Origin of the sequence: Pseudomonas lalkuanensis (assembly GCF_008807375.1) — a bacterium.
In the GTDB taxonomy this organism is placed as follows: Bacteria; Pseudomonadota; Gammaproteobacteria; order Pseudomonadales; family Pseudomonadaceae; genus Metapseudomonas; species Metapseudomonas lalkuanensis.
Genome location: NZ_CP043311.1, coordinates 640,086 through 655,512, shown reverse-complemented (window position 1 = coordinate 655,512; position 15,427 = coordinate 640,086). Strand labels below are relative to the sequence as shown.

The 15,427-nt window shown below is 66.6% G+C and carries 11 protein-coding genes and 1 riboswitch; of the genes, 8 read left to right on the top strand and 3 right to left on the bottom strand.

Features of this window, described 5'->3' with window-relative positions; genetic code table 11:
• Positions 1 to 63: 63 nt before the first annotated feature.
• Entirely contained in the window at positions 64 to 1,269 is a 1,206-nt protein-coding gene (gene cbiE / locus FXN65_RS03110) for a precorrin-6y C5,15-methyltransferase (decarboxylating) subunit CbiE (protein WP_151131592.1), read from the bottom strand.
• Positions 1,270 to 1,349: 80 nt separating this feature from the next.
• A riboswitch (cobalamin riboswitch) is annotated at positions 1,350 to 1,540 on the top strand.
• An 87-nt stretch (positions 1,541 to 1,627) separates the two neighbouring features.
• Between cbiE and cobG the strand changes: the two genes are divergently transcribed.
• The 7 genes from cobG (at position 1,628) to FXN65_RS03075 (ending at position 10,369) form a co-directional block, all read left to right on the top strand.
• A complete protein-coding gene (gene cobG / locus FXN65_RS03105; protein WP_151131591.1) occupies positions 1,628 to 2,944 on the top strand; it encodes a precorrin-3B synthase in 1,317 nt (438 codons plus the stop codon).
• On the top strand, positions 2,941 to 3,567 hold the full coding sequence (locus tag FXN65_RS03100; protein ID WP_151131590.1) for a precorrin-8X methylmutase: 627 nt from the start codon (positions 2,941 to 2,943) through the stop codon (positions 3,565 to 3,567). Before cobG ends, FXN65_RS03100 begins: the two co-directional genes overlap by 4 nt.
• Positions 3,567 to 4,313 (top strand): precorrin-2 C(20)-methyltransferase, encoded by a 747-nt coding sequence (locus tag FXN65_RS03095; RefSeq protein WP_151131589.1) that lies wholly within the window; start codon positions 3,567 to 3,569, stop codon positions 4,311 to 4,313. The genes FXN65_RS03100 and FXN65_RS03095 overlap by 1 nt, the downstream gene beginning before the upstream one ends.
• Before the next feature lie 90 nt (positions 4,314 to 4,403).
• Positions 4,404 to 6,053 carry a precorrin-3B C(17)-methyltransferase gene (gene cobJ, locus FXN65_RS03090; protein ID WP_151131588.1) on the top strand — a complete coding sequence of 550 codons (1,650 nt, stop codon included), beginning with the start codon at positions 4,404 to 4,406 and terminating at the stop codon, positions 6,051 to 6,053.
• Between the two features lie 188 nt (positions 6,054 to 6,241).
• On the top strand, positions 6,242 to 6,742 hold the full coding sequence (locus FXN65_RS03085) for a sigma-70 family RNA polymerase sigma factor (protein WP_151131587.1): 501 nt from the start codon (positions 6,242 to 6,244) through the stop codon (positions 6,740 to 6,742).
• Positions 6,739 to 7,704 (top strand): FecR domain-containing protein, encoded by a 966-nt coding sequence (locus FXN65_RS03080; RefSeq protein WP_151131586.1) that lies wholly within the window; start codon positions 6,739 to 6,741, stop codon positions 7,702 to 7,704. Before FXN65_RS03085 ends, FXN65_RS03080 begins: the two co-directional genes overlap by 4 nt.
• Positions 7,705 to 7,942: 238 nt before the next feature.
• Positions 7,943 to 10,369 (top strand): TonB-dependent siderophore receptor, encoded by a 2,427-nt coding sequence (locus tag FXN65_RS03075; protein ID WP_178119265.1) that lies wholly within the window; start codon positions 7,943 to 7,945, stop codon positions 10,367 to 10,369.
• Between the two features lie 114 nt (positions 10,370 to 10,483).
• Here FXN65_RS03075 and FXN65_RS03070 read toward each other — a convergent pair whose 3' ends face one another.
• The gene (locus FXN65_RS03070; protein ID WP_151131584.1) at positions 10,484 to 10,969 is read right to left on the bottom strand and encodes a single-stranded DNA-binding protein; all 486 of its coding nucleotides are present in this window, start codon (positions 10,967 to 10,969) and stop codon (positions 10,484 to 10,486) included.
• 9 nt (positions 10,970 to 10,978) lie between these two features.
• A complete protein-coding gene (locus FXN65_RS03065) occupies positions 10,979 to 12,373 on the bottom strand; it encodes an MFS transporter (protein WP_151131583.1) in 1,395 nt (464 codons plus the stop codon).
• A 207-nt stretch (positions 12,374 to 12,580) separates the two neighbouring features.
• On the opposite strand from FXN65_RS03065, the gene uvrA reads away from it, so the two are divergent.
• On the top strand, positions 12,581 to 15,415 hold the full coding sequence (uvrA, locus tag FXN65_RS03060; RefSeq protein WP_151131582.1) for an excinuclease ABC subunit UvrA: 2,835 nt from the start codon (positions 12,581 to 12,583) through the stop codon (positions 15,413 to 15,415).
• The last annotated feature ends 12 nt before the right edge of the window (positions 15,416 to 15,427 follow it).

The following is a 15,427-nucleotide window of genomic DNA, read 5'->3' as shown; positions in this document are numbered from 1 at the left end:
AGCCCCAATGTCGGAGTAATCCCGTACGCCGATACGTTGGGCTTCGCTGCGCCCTGCACCAACCTACGCATCCTTGACTACATCCAGCAAGGTAATCGGCAGCGCCGCACGCCAGGTGTCGAAACCGCCCAGCGGCTGGGCCTGGGCGATGGAGATGCGGGCTAGCTCACCACCGTGACGCTCACGGAAAGCCACCAGCGTGGCTTCGCTTTGCAGGGTCACCGCGTTGGCGATCAGCCGGCCGCCGGGCTTGAGCTGGTTCCAGCAGGTGTCCAGCACGCCGGGTTCGGTGACGCCGCCGCCGATGAAGATGGCATCCGGCTCGGGCAGCCCGTCCAGCGCTGCCGGAGCCTGGCCGGCCACCAGTTGCAGCCCGGGCACGCCAAGGGCATCGCGGTTGTGGCGGATGTGCGCCTGGCGGCCTTCGTTGGCCTCGATGGCGATGGCGCGGCAATCCGGGTGCGCACGCATCCATTCAATGCCGATGGAACCGCAGCCGGCCCCCACATCCCAGAGCAGTTCGCCGGGACGCGGCGCCAGGCGCGCGAGGGTAACGGCGCGGACGTCGCGCTTGGTCAACTGGCCGTCGTGGCGATAAGCGTCGTCCGGCAGGCCGGTGGTCAGCGGCAATGGACGGGTGCCTTCACCGGGCAGAACTTCGACGGCCACCAGGTTGAGTGCGGCGACCTCACCGAGGGACCAGTCACGGGCAATGCCGTCGATGCGTCGCTCACGCTCGCCACCCAGGTGCTCCAGCACGGTGATTCGGCTGGGGCTGAAGCCACGCTCGGTGAGCAGTGCAGCGATGGCCGCCGGGCTGCTGCCGTCATTGCTCAGCACCAGCAGACGGGCGCCGTCGTGCAGATGGGCATTGAGGGCCGCCAGGGGACGCGCGACCACCGAAAGCAGGGTGACGTCCTGCAATGGCCAACCCAGGCGAGCCGCCGCCAGGGAATAGGACGAAGGGGCCGGGATCACGCGCAGTTCTTCCGCCGGCACCTGCCGCGCGAGGCTGGCGCCTACACCGAACAGCATGGGATCGCCACTGGCCAGCACGCAGATCGGCGTGCCGCGCCGTTCCAGCACCGGAGCCAGCGAGAAGGGGCTGGGCCAGGGCGTACGGCGAGCGCGAATGCAGCGCGGCAGCAGGTCGAGCTGGCGCAGGCCGCCCACCACCTCGGCGGCGCCCAGCAGGGCATGACGTGCGGCCTTGCCCAGGCCCGCGTAACCGTCTTCGCCGATCCCCACCACTGTCAGCCAGGGCTGCATTTGCTCTCCTCGATTCTGAAAACGCCAAGGTCGTCCGGCTTCCGACAGGCAGCCTTTTCCCCGGTCCGGGCAAAGCGGGCATAATAGCGCCCTTCATCGGTCGCTGGCGCTCACCTGACGAGCCCCAGCCTAAGAGGGAACACGGTCGAGCCGTGGCTGCCCCCGCAACTGTAAGCAGCGAGTCCATGCATTCTGGCCACTGAATTATCGGGAAGGCCGCACGGGACGACGACCTGCCAGCCAGGAGACCTGCCGGTGGAACCAGTCGCGTGTGTACGCATCGAGCGGGGTGTATCGGTGCAACGTTGTCCCTAGCCCAGGGAACCGGGTCGCCGCGACGCCAACCATGGTGACCTGAGTGAAGCACGCCCAGCCCACATCGTTTTCCGTCCGCCCCTCGGCCTGCCCGGGGTTGCTGCGCATCGTCCAGGCGAAGGACGGCGGCATCTGCCGGATCAAGCTGCCCTGCGGCCGCCTGGGTTCGATGCAGGCCCGCGCCGTAGCGGCCGGGGCGAACGCACATGCCTGCGGCGTGATCGAGGCCACCAACCGCTCCAACCTGCAGATCCGTGGCGTGAAGGCCGGTGCCGAGCAGGCACTGATCGATGCCCTGCTGGCTGCAGGCCTGGGCGCGGGCTCTCCCGGTGCCGACGATGTGCGCAACCTGATGGTCAGCCCACTGGCCGGCCTCGATTCCAGCGCCCTGGTGGATGTCTCGCCACTGGCCACACAGATCCTCGGCCTGTTGCAGGACAAGTCGCACTTCCACGCCCTGTCGCCCAAGTTCGCCCTGCTGCTGGATGGCGGCGAGGCCATGGCGATGCTGGAACACCCCCACGATCTCTGGCTCTCGGCCATGGGGAACGGCAACCACGCGCAATTCGCCTTCGGCCTAGCCGGCTGCCCGCCCCGATCCGGCGACGACACGCCCGCCCTGGCCGCCGTACCGCGCGCCCAGGCCCCCGCCCTGGTTGAAGCCGTGCTGGAACTGTTCCTCGAACTGGCGACGCCCGAGCAGACACGCATGCGCCACCTGCTCGCCGGGCACCCACCGGGCGACCTGCTGCTGCGCCTGCAACAACGGCTGGAATTTCCCCTGCTGCCGGCCGGCGACTGGCAACGCCCTGCCCCGCAGCCCTTCGCCCACCTGGGGATTCGCGAGGGCCGCCATGTCGGTGGCGCGCCAACCCTCGGCAGGCTCAATGCCGCGCAACTCATCGCCCTCGCCGATCTCGCCGACCAGCAGGGGGACGGCAGCCTGCGCCTGACGCCCTGGCAATCGATAGTGCTGCCCAACGCCGAAGATGCCGGGGCGGTCCTTCGAGCCATGCAGGACCTGGGCTTGGCCACCGACGCCCAGGAGCCCCTGGCCCGGCTGATTGCCTGCACCGGTTCCGCCGGCTGCGCCAAGGGCCTGGCCGACACCAAGGCCGATGCCCTGGCCCTGTCGCCGCTGCTGCCGCCCGGTGCGGTGGCCCACCTCAGCGGCTGCCCGCGTTCCTGTGCCGCCGCCCATGTGGCGCCCTTTACCCTGCTGGCCGTCGCCCCCGGCCGCTACGACCTCTTCCAGCGCGGTGGCGAAGGCTTCGGCCGCTTGCTGTCGCGTGACCTCAGCATTCAAGAGGCCGGCGAACGCCTGGCCGCCTCTCCTGACACCTGGAGTTCCACCCCATGATCGAGTACATCCGCGATGGTCAGGAGATCTATCGCAACTCCTTCTCCATCATCCGCAACGAGGCCAACCTCGCCGACATTCCCGCCGACCTGGAAAAACTCGCGGTGCGGGTGATCCACGCCTGCGGCATGGTCGATGTGGTGGAAGACCTGCGTTTCTCCCCCGGTGCCGGAGCCGCCGGCCGCGCCGCCATCGCCGCCGGAGCGCCGATCCTCTGCGATGCGCGCATGGTGGCCGAAGGCATCACCCGTGCGCGCCTGCCGGCCAACAACCAGGTCATCTGCACCCTCAACGACCCCGGCGTACCGGAACTGGCCCGCGAGCTGGGCAATACCCGCTCGGCCGTGGCCCTGGAGCATTGGCGCGAGCACCTGGAAGGCAGCGTGGTGGTCATCGGCAATGCCCCTACCGCGCTCTTCTACCTGCTGGAAATGCTCGACGCCGGCGCACCGAAGCCAGCGTTGATCCTCGGCTTCCCGGTGGGCTTCGTCGGCGCGGCGGAATCCAAGGACATGCTCGCCGCCGACAGCCGCGGCGTGCCCTATGTGATCGTGCGTGGCCGTCGTGGCGGCAGCGCCATGGCGGCGGCGGCGGTCAACGCCCTGGCCACGGAGGTGGAGTGATGACTGGCAAAGGACGGCTGATCGGCCTGGGCGTGGGCCCCGGCGACCCGGAACTGATTACCCTGAAGGCCCTGCGCCTGCTGCAATCGGCGCAGGTGGTGGGTTACTTCGTGGCCAAGGCGAAAGCCAGCCAGGGCCAGGGAGGCAATGCCTTCGGCATCATCGAACAGCACCTCACCGACGCGCAGCAGCGCATGCCGCTGGTGTACCCGGTGACCACCGAGAAACTGGAACCGCCGCTGACCTACGAAACCGTCATCAGCGACTTCTACGACACCGCCGCCGAGCAGGTGGCCCGGCATCTGGAGGCCGGCCGCGACGTGGCGGTGATCTGCGAGGGCGACCCCTTCTTCTACGGCTCCTACATGTACCTGCACGACCGCCTGGCCGAACGCTACGAGGTGGAGGTGGTGCCCGGCGTCTGCTCCATGCTGGGCAGCGCGGCGGTGCTCGGTGTGCCGTTGGTGTACCGCAACCAGAGTCTTTCCGTACTCTCCGGCGTGTTGCCGGAGGGCGAGCTGAAGGCGCGCCTGGCCGACGCCGAAGCGGCCGTGGTGATGAAGCTCGGCCGCAACTTCGACAAGGTGCGCCGCGTCCTCCAGGACCTCGGCATCGCCGGCCGCGCCCATTACGTGGAGCGCGCCACCATGGCCAACCAGCGCATCGTGCCGCTGGATGAAGTGGACCCGATGGCCTCGCCCTACTTCTCGATGATCGTCATACCCGGCCAGAAGTGGAGAGGATGATGCCGCGCGGGATATCCGTGTCCCTGGGGTGCGCCGTGCGTACCAATGAATTCCGGTGCGCACGGCGCACCCTACCCGTGGAACTCCGCAATGCATAACCCACCAGCCATCGTCTTGCTCGGCAACGGCGGCCTGCCCGTTGCGCGAAGCATCCAGGCGCTTTATCCACAGGCGCGCATCCTTGGTCTGGCCGGGCGTGTCGAGGGTGCGGACGGCGCCTACGCGGAGTTCGGCGACACCCTGCGCGAGCTCTACCGTACCGACACGCCGATCATCGCCCTGTGCGCTGCCGGCATCGTCATCCGCACCCTGGCGCCGCTGTTGGCGAGCAAGGGCGCCGAGCCGCCGGTACTGGCGGTCGCCGAAGACGGAAGTGCCGTGGTGCCGCTGTTAGGCGGTCTCGGCGGGGTGAACCGCATGGCGCGGGAAATCGCTGCCGCACTGGAGGTGGCACCGGCCATCACAACGAGCGGCGAACTGCGTTTCGGCACCTGCCTGCTGGAGCCGCCGGCGGGCTTTGCCCTGGCCGATATCGAGCAGGGCAAACGCTTCGTCTCCGACCTGCTGGGCGGCCAAACGGTACGGGTACAGGGCGAAGCGCCCTGGCTGGACGACGTTCGTCTGCCCCTGGCGGATGAGGCGCAACGGGTCATCCACGTCACGGCCCAAGCGCGTGCGGCGGCAAGGGATGAGCTGCTGATCCATCCACGCGTGACCATTGCGCGCATAGATGGCGAGGCCAGCGCGCAAGCGGTGCGTCAGGCGCTGACCGACGCCGGACTGGCGCCTCTGTCCCTGGCCTGCCTGTTGGCGGATCGCTCGCGAATGGTCGATTCCGGACTGGCCGCCACCGCCGTCGAACTGGGCGTGCCGCTGCGTTTCATCACCGACGAGACCGCGCTGCCGCCGCTGCACCAGCAAGTCGCCGGCATCCGCCTCCATCTCGCCAACGAACCGCTGGACACAGCCCTGATCGGCCAACCGCGCGGGCGCCTCACCGTGATCGGCCTCGGTCCCGGCGCCGCCGAGTTCATGGTGCCGGCCACGCGCCAGGCCCTGGATGAAGCCGAAGACCTGCTCGGCTACGAAACCTACATCCGCATGGCCGGGCCGCTGCGTCCCGATCAGGTGGCGCACTGCACCGACAACCGCGAAGAGCTGCAGCGTGCCCGCCATGCGTTCGAGTTGGCCGCCAGCGGTCGCCGCGTGGTGGTGGTGTCTTCCGGCGATCCGGGAGTGTTCGCCATGGCCGCCGCCGTGCTAGAGGCGCTGGATGAATCCCGCGATCCAGAGTGGCTGCAGGTCGAGCTGCAGGTATTCCCCGGTGTTTCCGCCGCTCTGGCCACGGCGGCCAAGGCCGGAGCACCGCTGGGCCACGACTTCTGCCTGATCTCGCTGTCGGACAACCTCAAGCCCTGGGACGTGATCGAGGATCGCCTCGACCACGCCGCCGCCGCCGACTTCGCCATGGCCTTCTACAACCCCATTTCCAGGGCGCGTCCCTGGCAGCTGGGGCGCGCCCTGGAAATCGTCGCCCGTCACCGCAAGCCGGAAACACTGGTGGTGCTGGGCCGGGATATCGGCCGTCCGGCGGAGAAGCTGACCCTCACCACGCTCGGCGAACTGACGCCGGAACAGGTGGACATGCGCACCCTGGTGATCATCGGCTCGTCGCTGACCCGCCGCGTGCCCAAGGGCAACGGCGAGGATTGGGTCTATACGCCGCGCTGGTATCGCTAGAGGTAGGAGCGAGCTCTGCTCGCGAACAAAGGCTTCGCTCGATGCTTCGCGAGCAAGCTCGCTCCTACAAACGTGCCGTATTTCGACGACTGCATCTGGCAAGACCTACGACCGCTGTTGCAAAAGCCGAAGTGCACCATGAAAATGCGATTAATTTTCATTTGTTATCGCATCTCGCGGTGGCCTCCATGTCGTCTCCCCCGATTTCCCTCCAGGCGCTGTACAGCGAGCACCACGGCTGGCTGAAGAACTGGCTGCGCAGCAAGCTGGGCAATGCCGCCGATGCGGCGGACCTGGCCCAGGACACCTTCCTGCGCCTGCTGGGCAAGGGCGGGAGCCTTGAACTGCGCACACCGCGCGCCTTCCTGCGCACCGTGGCGCGGGGCCTGGTGATCGACCACTGGCGCCGCGAGGAACTGGAGCGCGCCTACCTGGAAGCCCTGGCGCAACTGCCTGAAGCCGAGGCGCCCTCCCTCGAGGAACGCGAGCTGATCCTTGAACTGCTGGAGCGCATCGCACTGATGCTCGACCGGCTCAAGCCCAAGGCACGTGCTGCCTTCCTGCTCGCCCAGTGCGAAGGCCTCACCCACCAGGACGTCGCCACGCGCATGGGCATCTCCCTGCGCTCGGTGGAGCGCTATGTGGCCGACGCCCTCTATCACTGCTACCTGCTGCGGTTCGAAGAATGAGTGCCCCGGGCCAAATCGCCGCTCTCGATGAACAGGTGGTGCGCCAGGCCATCCAGTGGATGATGCGCCTGCGCGGCAATGGCGACGCCGAGTTGCAGAAGGCGTGCGAACACTGGCGTGGCCAGGACACCAACCACGAGCTGGCCTGGCAGCGGGTACAGCAACTCGACCGCGAACTGGGCATGGGCCTCAAGACGCTGCCCGGCGCAAGCCTGGTACTGGATAACGCCAGGGCCGGCCTGCGCAGACGCCAGGCGCTGAAGCTGCTTTCCGGCGCTGCCGTGGGTGGCGCCGCACTCTGGCTGACCCGCGACATCACGCCCTGGGAACGCCTCACCGCCGACCTCGCCACGGCGACCGGCCAGCGCCGCGGCCTGGCACTGGCCGACGGCAGCCAGCTGCAATTGAACACTGACACAGCGGTGGATATCCGCTTCGATTCCCAGCAGCGGCTGATCGAACTGCGGCGCGGAGAAATCCTCGTCAGCAGCGCCATCCAGCCCACGCCCATGCGCGTGCGCACCGCACACGGCCTGGTGGAGTCCCAGGCCGCGCGCTTCGTGCTGCGCCACGGGAAAGCCGCCTCGCGGCTCAGCGTGCTGCAGGGCAGCGTGGTGCTGAATCCGGCCAGTGGCCTGCAGAAACAGGTGGTCGAAGCCGGACAGAACTTCGACCTGAGCCGGGATGGCATCCATCCCGTGCGGGAGCTGGGCATGGAGGCCGGGGCCTGGGTCGACAGCCTGATCGTCACCCGAGACATGCGCCTGGCGGACTTCCTCGCCGAGGTCTCGCGCTATCGCCACGGCCGCCTGGCCTGCGCCGACAGCATCGCCGACCTGCGCCTGTCCGGCGTGTTCCGCCTGGACGACACCGACAAGCTGCTGGCCCTGCTACCCCGCACGCTACCGGTGCAAATGCATTACCGCACGCGGTGGTGGGTGACGGTGGAGGCGAAGGTCTGAGCCAGGAAATCGCGATTGAAATCGCTCCCACAGGTGCACGGTCCAGGCTGTCGTGGGAGCGAATTGATTCGCGAAACAGGCCATTTTCATGGGGCAGCTGCGCCGCCCTTGGCGATTGAAATCGCCCCTACAAGTTCTGTGCGTCTCCGGTCTCCCCAACAGTCAGCACATTTTTTTGGCGGGTTTTTCCGCCTGCCCCGGCAAGGGGAATGAATCCCATTAACCTTTGCCGATCCCCATGGATGTTGTCATGACTTCACCCCGCGCTTCCCGCCTCGCCCTCGCCGTTCATGGCGCCCTGCTGTGCACCGCACTCGCCGCGCCACTGCTGCCCGCCAGCGCCATCGCCGAAGAGGCTGCTGCCGTCGCCGGCCGCAGCTACGCCATCCCCGCCGGAGCCCTGGATGAGGCGCTGAATCGCTTCGCCCGCGAGGCCGGCATCAACCTCTCCGCCACCCCGGCGCAGACCCGTGGCCTGAACAGCAATGGCCTGAACGGCACCTTCTCGGTGGAAGCGGGCCTCGCGCGCCTGCTCGACGGAACCTCCCTGCAGGCGGAGAACCTCGGCGACGGCAGCTTCGTGCTGCATGAAGTACCGGCCGGTAGCGCGCTGGAAGTGCCCAGCACCCAGGTATTCGCCCTGGGTAACGCACTGGGCAGTGAAGACGGCTACCTGGCCACCCACAGCCAGATCGCCACCAAGACCAGCAAATCGCTGATGGAAACCTCGCAGAGCGTGTCGGTGATCACCCGCGAGCAGATCGACGACCAGGGTTCCCGGACCGTCCAGCAATCCATGCGCTACACGCCCGGCATCTTCACCGGCCAGGTGGGCGCCTCGAACCGCTATGACTACATCGTGATGCGCGGTTTCGCCGACAACAGCGTCGACAACGTCTACCTCGACGGCCTGAAAACCATGGGCGACAGCGGCACCTTCAGCTCGATGCAGGTGGACCCGTACTTCCTCGAACGCATCGACGTGCTCAAGGGCCCGTCCTCGGTGCTCTATGGCCGCAGCCTGCCGGGCGGCCTGGTGGCGCTGACCAGCAAGAAGCCGATGTATGAGGATTACCACCAGGTGCAGGCCACCGTGGGCAACATGAACCAGAAAGGCGTGGGCTTCGACTTCAGCGGCCCGCTGGATGAGGAGAAGCGCATCGCCTATCGCCTGGTGGGCCTGGGCAAGGGGGGCGATACCCAGTTCGACCACACCGGGGACGAGCGCTACGCCATCGCCCCGACGCTTGCCATCGATTTGCGCGAAGACACCACCCTGACCCTGCAGGGCTACCTGCAGCACGACCCCAATGGCGGCTACCACAGCGGCGTGCCGGCCGACGGCAGCCTGTTCCAGCACAACGGCCAGCGCATCAGCCGCGAGTTCTTCGACGGTGAGCCGGGGCTGGACGACTTCGACCGCATGCAGCGCATGTTCGGCTACCAGTTGGAGCACCGCTTCAACGACGTCTGGACCGCCCGCCAGAACTTCCGCTACCTGAGTTCGGACGTGGAGCTCTCGCAGGTCTACGGCTACCAGTGGACCGCACCCGACAGCAACGAGCTGAACCGCTACTTCTCCGGCGCCAGCGAAGAACTCGAGGCCTACATCATCGACAACATGGTGCAGGCCGAATTCGACTGGGGCAGCGCCCGCCACACCCTGCTCACCGGCCTCGACTACCAGCGCCGCCGCACCCATGTGGACTGGACCAGCGGCGTTTCCACCCCGCTCAATGCCTTCGACCCGGTGTACGGCAACGAGAGCCTGAGCTTCCTCTCCGAGGACAACCACACCCGCCGCCTGGAGCAGACCGGCCTGTACATACAGGACCTGATCGACCTGGACCAGTGGCGCTTCTCGCTGGGCATCCGCCAGGACTGGGTGGACGTCTCCGACGAGAACCGCACCGCCCATACCAAGAGCGACGAGCAGTGGAGCAGGTTCACCGGCCGCGCCGGCGTGCTCTACCTCTTCGAGAATGGCATTGCGCCCTACATCAGCTACTCCGAGTCGTTCAACCCGAACGCCTACTCCGACGCATCCGGCAAAGCCCTGGAACCCACCGAGGGCAAGCAGTGGGAAGCCGGCCTGAAGTTCCAGCCGCAAGACAGCAACAGCATGTACACCGCCTCGGTGTTCCACATCACCCAGGAGAACGTCGCCTCCAAGCTGCCCCAGGACAACTTCTTCACCTCGGTGGGCAAGGTGCGCTCCCAGGGCTTCGAGCTGGAAGCCCACACCCGGGTCACGGAGAACTTGAAGTTCCTGGCCAGCTACACCTACACCGACATTACCTACGCCAAGTCGCTGGACGGCAATCAGGGCAACACCCCTAACCAGGCGCCCAGGCACATGGCCTCCATCTGGGGTGACTACGACTTCAATGCGGGCGCCCTGGATGGGCTGCGCACCGGCCTCGGCGTGCGCTACGTCGGCAAGACCTGGGCGGACAAGGAAAACACCCAGCACGTGCCCTCCTATACCCTGGTCGACGCCCTCATCGGCTACGACCTCGGCAAGCTGGGCATGCAGGGCCTGGACCTCAGCCTGAACGCCAACAACCTGCTGGACGAGGACTACGTGGCGTCCTGCTACAGCCTCGACTTCTGCTACTTCGGCGAGAAGCGCAACGTGACGGCGACGCTGAGTTATCAGTTCTGAGGGGACCGACTTCCAGCTCTGGATCGGCATTCCTCCAAGGGCTGGTGATCGGCCTCAGAAAAAAAGGCGCAGCCCGAGGGCTGCGCCTTTGTCTTTCCGCTTGCGCGATTCGACTCAGAACGGGATGTCGTCGTCGAAGCTGTCGTAGTCCGGAGCCGGCTGGGCGGCGGGCTGCGGAGCCGGGCGCTGCTGCGCAGCGGACTGCTGCGGCTCACGCTGCGGGCGCGGAGCACGCGGGGCGTCGCCTTCGCTGCCAGGACGGCCGCCGAGCAGTTGCATCTGGCCGTTGATGTCGACCACGATCTCGGTGGTGTAGCGCTTCACGCCGTCCTTTTCCCACTCGCGAGTGCGCAGGGAACCTTCGACGTAGACTTGCGAGCCCTTGCGCAGGTATTCGCCGGCGATTTCGGCGAGGCGGCCGAAGAACACCACGCGGTGCCATTCGGTACGCTCCTGCTGCTGGCCGGTCTGCTTGTCCTTCCAGGACTCGCTGGTGGCCAGGGTGATGTTGGTCACCGCGTTGCCGTTGGGCAGATAGCGGGTTTCCGGATCACCACCGACGTTACCAACCAGAATGACTTTGTTAACCCCACGGGCCATGACGTTCTCCTAGGCTTCAGCGCGTTCCGGGCCCGATTCGATCAGGCGCTCCAGGGACGCGCGGTCCAGTTTTTCAGAATCCACTTTGATATAGATGGCCGCCTCTTCGGCCACCACGACGGCATCCGCCACTCCGGGCATTGCCAACAATCGCGCAACCAGGCCGGTATCGGCTACAGCGGCGGCGCCCAGCGGCAGGCGCAGACTGGTTACGTACGGAGGTTCACGCATAGTAACAGCAATGGCCAACCAAATCGCACAGACCACTGCACAACCGACGAACACCGTCGACAGGCCGCCGTGCTGGAACAGCCAGCCGCCGAAAATGCCTCCAACAGCCGCACCGAGGAACTGGCTGGTGGAGTACACCCCCATGGCGGTGCCCTTGCCGCCAGCCGGCGCGACCTTGCTGATCAGCGACGGCAGCGAGGCCTCCAGCAGGTTGAACGCAGTGAAGAAGACGATGGCGCCGAACACCAGCGCACGCAGGCTGTCGCCGAACTGCCAGAAGAACAGTTCGCAGGCACAGAGCACGGCGACCGCGCCGACCAGCACACGCTTCATCTGGCGCTTCTTCTCGCCATAGATGATGAAGGGAACCATGCCGAAGAAACCCACCAGCAGCGCGGTGAGGTAGACCCACCAGTGCTCTTCCTTGGGCAGGCCGGCCTTTTCCACCAGAGCCAGCGGCAGGGCGACGAAGCTCGCCATGAGGATGGCGTGCAGGGCGAGGATGCCGAAGTCCAGGCGCAGCAGGTCCGGGTGTTTCAGCGTCGGCAGCAACGCCTGCCGCGCCACGCCGGATTCACGGTGCTGCAGTGGGTGGGCGGCACGCGGCACCATGGTGGCGATGATCACGATACCCAACAGCGCCATGACGGCGGTGGCCCAGAACAGCCCGGACAAGCCGAAGGCGCGGGTCAGCAGCGGCCCGACTACCATGGCGACAGCGAAGGACACGCCGATGCTCATGCCGATCATGGCCATCGCCTTGGTACGGTGCTGCTCGCGGGTGAGGTCGGACAGCAGGGCCATCACCGCTGCGGAAATGGCGCCGGCGCCCTGCAGCACACGACCGGCGATCACGCCCCAGATGGAGTCGGCATTGGCCGCCAGGGCTGCGCCGGCAGCGAAGATCAGCAAGCCGATGTAGATCACCGGCAGACGGCCGATGCGGTCGGAAATGACGCCAAAGGGAATCTGCAACATGGCCTGGGTCAGGCCGTAGGCGCCGATGGCCAGGCCAATCAGCGCAGGAGTGGCGCCGGCAAGGTCCTGACCGTAGGTGGCCAGCACCGGCAATACCATGAACATGCCGAGCATGCGGAATGCAAACACCAGGGCCAGGCCGCTGGCTGCGCGCGTTTCGCTGCCGCTCATGCGTTCTGAGTGGGAATCGTGCATAGGTGCCTCGAGGGAAAGCGATCGGGAGCTGCGTCATGCGCCCCTGTCTGGCTGGCCACCCGTCCTGGGTGCCCGGCTGTCGCCGGTGCCTGAAAAATGCCGCGCATTCTAGCAGTCCCGGCGGATTGCGACACGCTTGTGACGCTTTGCCGCGCTCAACCGGCGGGCCGTATAATCGCGGGTTTCCGCCCGCCAAGTGAGGCCGTTGTGGACAAGATCCTGATCCGTGGGGCACGCACCCATAACCTGAAGAACGTCGACCTCACCCTGCCCCGCGACAAACTGATCGTGATCACCGGCCTGTCCGGTTCGGGCAAGTCGTCGCTGGCCTTCGATACCCTCTATGCCGAGGGTCAGCGCCGCTATGTGGAGTCTCTGTCGGCCTATGCCCGGCAGTTCCTGTCGATGATGGAAAAGCCCGATGTGGACACCATCGAGGGCCTGTCGCCGGCGATCTCCATCGAGCAGAAGTCCACCTCCCACAACCCGCGCTCCACCGTCGGCACCATCACCGAGATCTACGACTACCTGCGCTTGCTCTATGCCCGCGTCGGTACGCCGCGCTGCCCGGACCACGACGTCCCGCTGGAGGCCCAGACCGTCAGCCAGATGGTCGACCAGGTACTGGCCCTGCCCGAAGGCCGCAAGCTCATGCTGCTGGCCCCGGTGGTGCGCGAGCGCAAGGGCGAACACCTGGCCGTGTTCGAGGAGCTGCGCGCCCAGGGCTTCGTGCGCGCCCGGGTGGACGGCAGGCTGTACGAACTGGATGAGCTGCCCAAGCTGGACAAGCAGAAGAAGCACTCCATCGATGTGGTGGTCGACCGCTTCAAGGTCCGCGGCGACCTGCAGCAGCGCCTGGCGGAATCCTTCGAGACGGCCATCAACCTGGCCGACGGCATCGCCCTGGTGGCGCCCATGGATGACGAGGAAGGCGACGAGATCATCTTCTCCGCGCGCTTCGCCTGCCCCCATTGCGGCCACTCCATCAGCGAGCTGGAACCCAAGCTGTTCTCCTTCAACAACCCGGCGGGTGCCTGCCCCACCTGCGACGGCCTCGGCGTAAAACAGTTCTTCGACGCCAAGCGCCTGGTCAATGGCGAACTGACCCTGGCCGAGGGCGCCATCCGCGGCTGGGACCGCCGCAACGTCTACTACTTCCAGATGCTCGGTTCCCTGGCAGCGCATTACGGCTTCAGCCTGGAGAAACCCTTCGACCAGCTCTCCGCCGAGCACCAGAAAGTGATCCTCTTCGGTAGCGGCCGCGAGGACGTCGACTTCCGCTACCTCAACGACCGCGGCGACATCGTCAAGCGCTCCCACCCCTTCGAGGGGATCATCCCCAACCTGGAACGCCGTTACCGCGAAACGGAATCGGCCACCGTGCGCGAGGAGCTGGCCAAGTTCCTCAGCACCCAGCCCTGCCCGGACTGCCGTGGCACGCGTCTGCGCCGCGAGGCGCGCCATGTCTGGGTTGGCGACAAGACCCTGCCGGCGGTCACCGGCCTTCCGGTGGGCGAGGCGGCCGACTACTTCGGCGTCCTGAGCCTGACCGGCCGACGTGGCGAGATTGCCGAGAAGATCCTCAAGGAAATCCGCGAACGCCTGCAGTTCCTGGTCAACGTCGGCCTCGACTACCTGACCCTGGATCGCAGTGCGGACACCCTCTCCGGCGGCGAGGCCCAGCGCATTCGCCTGGCCAGCCAGATCGGCGCCGGCCTGGTGGGTGTGATGTACATCCTCGACGAGCCTTCCATCGGTCTCCACCAGCGCGACAACGAGCGCCTGCTGGCCACCCTCACCCACCTGCGCAACCTGGGCAACACGGTGATCGTGGTCGAGCACGACGAGGATGCGATCCGCCTCGCCGACTATGTGGTGGACATCGGCCCGGGTGCTGGCGTGCACGGCGGCCAGATAGTCGCCGAGGGCACGCCGGATGAAGTCATGGCTCACCCGAACTCCCTGACCGGCAAGTACCTCTCCGGGCGGGTGAAGATCGAAGTGCCGGCAAGCCGTACCCCTCGCGACAAGAAGAAGTCCCTCAAGCTGAAGGGCGCCAGCGGCAATAACCTGCAGCAGGTGAACCTGGAGATTCCGGTGGGCCTGCTGACTTGCGTGACCGGCGTATCCGGCTCGGGCAAGTCGACCCTGATCAACAACACCCTGTTCCCCATCACCGCCACCGCGCTGAATGGCGCCACCTCGCTGGAAGCTTCGTCCCACGAGAGCTTCGATGGCCTGCAGCACCTGGACAAGGTGGTGGATATCGACCAGAGCCCGATCGGCCGGACCCCGCGCTCGAACCCGGCCACCTACACCGGTCTGTTCACGCCGATCCGCGAGCTGTTCGCCGGCGTTCCGGAGTCCCGCTCCCGTGGCTACGGTCCGGGGCGCTTCTCCTTCAACGTGAAGGGCGGCCGCTGCGAAGCCTGCCAGGGCGATGGCGTGATCAAGGTGGAGATGCACTTCCTGCCGGACATCTACGTTCCCTGCGACGTCTGCAAGGGCAAGCGCTACAACCGCGAAACCCTGGAGATCCGCTACAAGGGCAAGAGCATCCACGAAGTGCTCGAAATGACCATCGAGGAAGCCCGCGAATTCTTCGACGCGGTGCCGGCCATCGCCCGCAAGCTGCAGACGCTGATGGATGTGGGCCTGTCCTACATCCGCCTGGGCCAGTCGGCGACCACCCTGTCCGGCGGCGAAGCGCAGCGGGTGAAGCTGTCCCGCGAGCTCTCCAAACGCGATACCGGCAAGACGTTGTATATCCTCGACGAGCCCACCACCGGCCTGCACTTCGCGGATATCCAGCAACTGCTGGACGTGCTGCATCGCCTGCGTGACCACGGCAACACGGTCGTGGTCATCGAGCACAACCTGGACGTGATCAAGACTGCGGACTGGCTGGTGGACCTTGGGCCGGAAGGCGGCTCCAAGGGCGGCCAGATCATCGCCACCGGTACGCCGGAGGACGTCGCGGAGATGCCACAGTCCCATACCGGACGCTTCCTCAAGCCGTTGCTGGAGCGCGATCGGGCCTGATCAAGACGACGC

Excerpts from the sequence above, each read along its gene's own strand:
- FXN65_RS03085 (WP_151131587.1), top strand. The coding sequence starts at position 6,242 with ATGTCGTCTCCCCCGATTTCCCTCCAGGCGCTGTACAGCGAGCACCAC.
- cobJ (WP_151131588.1), top strand. The coding sequence starts at position 4,404 with ATGCATAACCCACCAGCCATCGTCTTGCTCGGCAACGGCGGCCTGCCC.
- cbiE (WP_151131592.1), bottom strand. The coding sequence starts at position 1,269 with ATGCAGCCCTGGCTGACAGTGGTGGGGATCGGCGAAGACGGTTACGCG.
- FXN65_RS03095 (WP_151131589.1), top strand. The coding sequence starts at position 3,567 with ATGACTGGCAAAGGACGGCTGATCGGCCTGGGCGTGGGCCCCGGCGAC.
- FXN65_RS03080 (WP_151131586.1), top strand. The coding sequence starts at position 6,739 with ATGAGTGCCCCGGGCCAAATCGCCGCTCTCGATGAACAGGTGGTGCGC.
- FXN65_RS03065 (WP_151131583.1), bottom strand. The coding sequence starts at position 12,373 with ATGCACGATTCCCACTCAGAACGCATGAGCGGCAGCGAAACGCGCGCA.
- FXN65_RS03075 (WP_178119265.1), top strand. The coding sequence starts at position 7,943 with ATGGATGTTGTCATGACTTCACCCCGCGCTTCCCGCCTCGCCCTCGCC.
- FXN65_RS03070 (WP_151131584.1), bottom strand. The coding sequence starts at position 10,969 with ATGGCCCGTGGGGTTAACAAAGTCATTCTGGTTGGTAACGTCGGTGGT.
- FXN65_RS03100 (WP_151131590.1), top strand. The coding sequence starts at position 2,941 with ATGATCGAGTACATCCGCGATGGTCAGGAGATCTATCGCAACTCCTTC.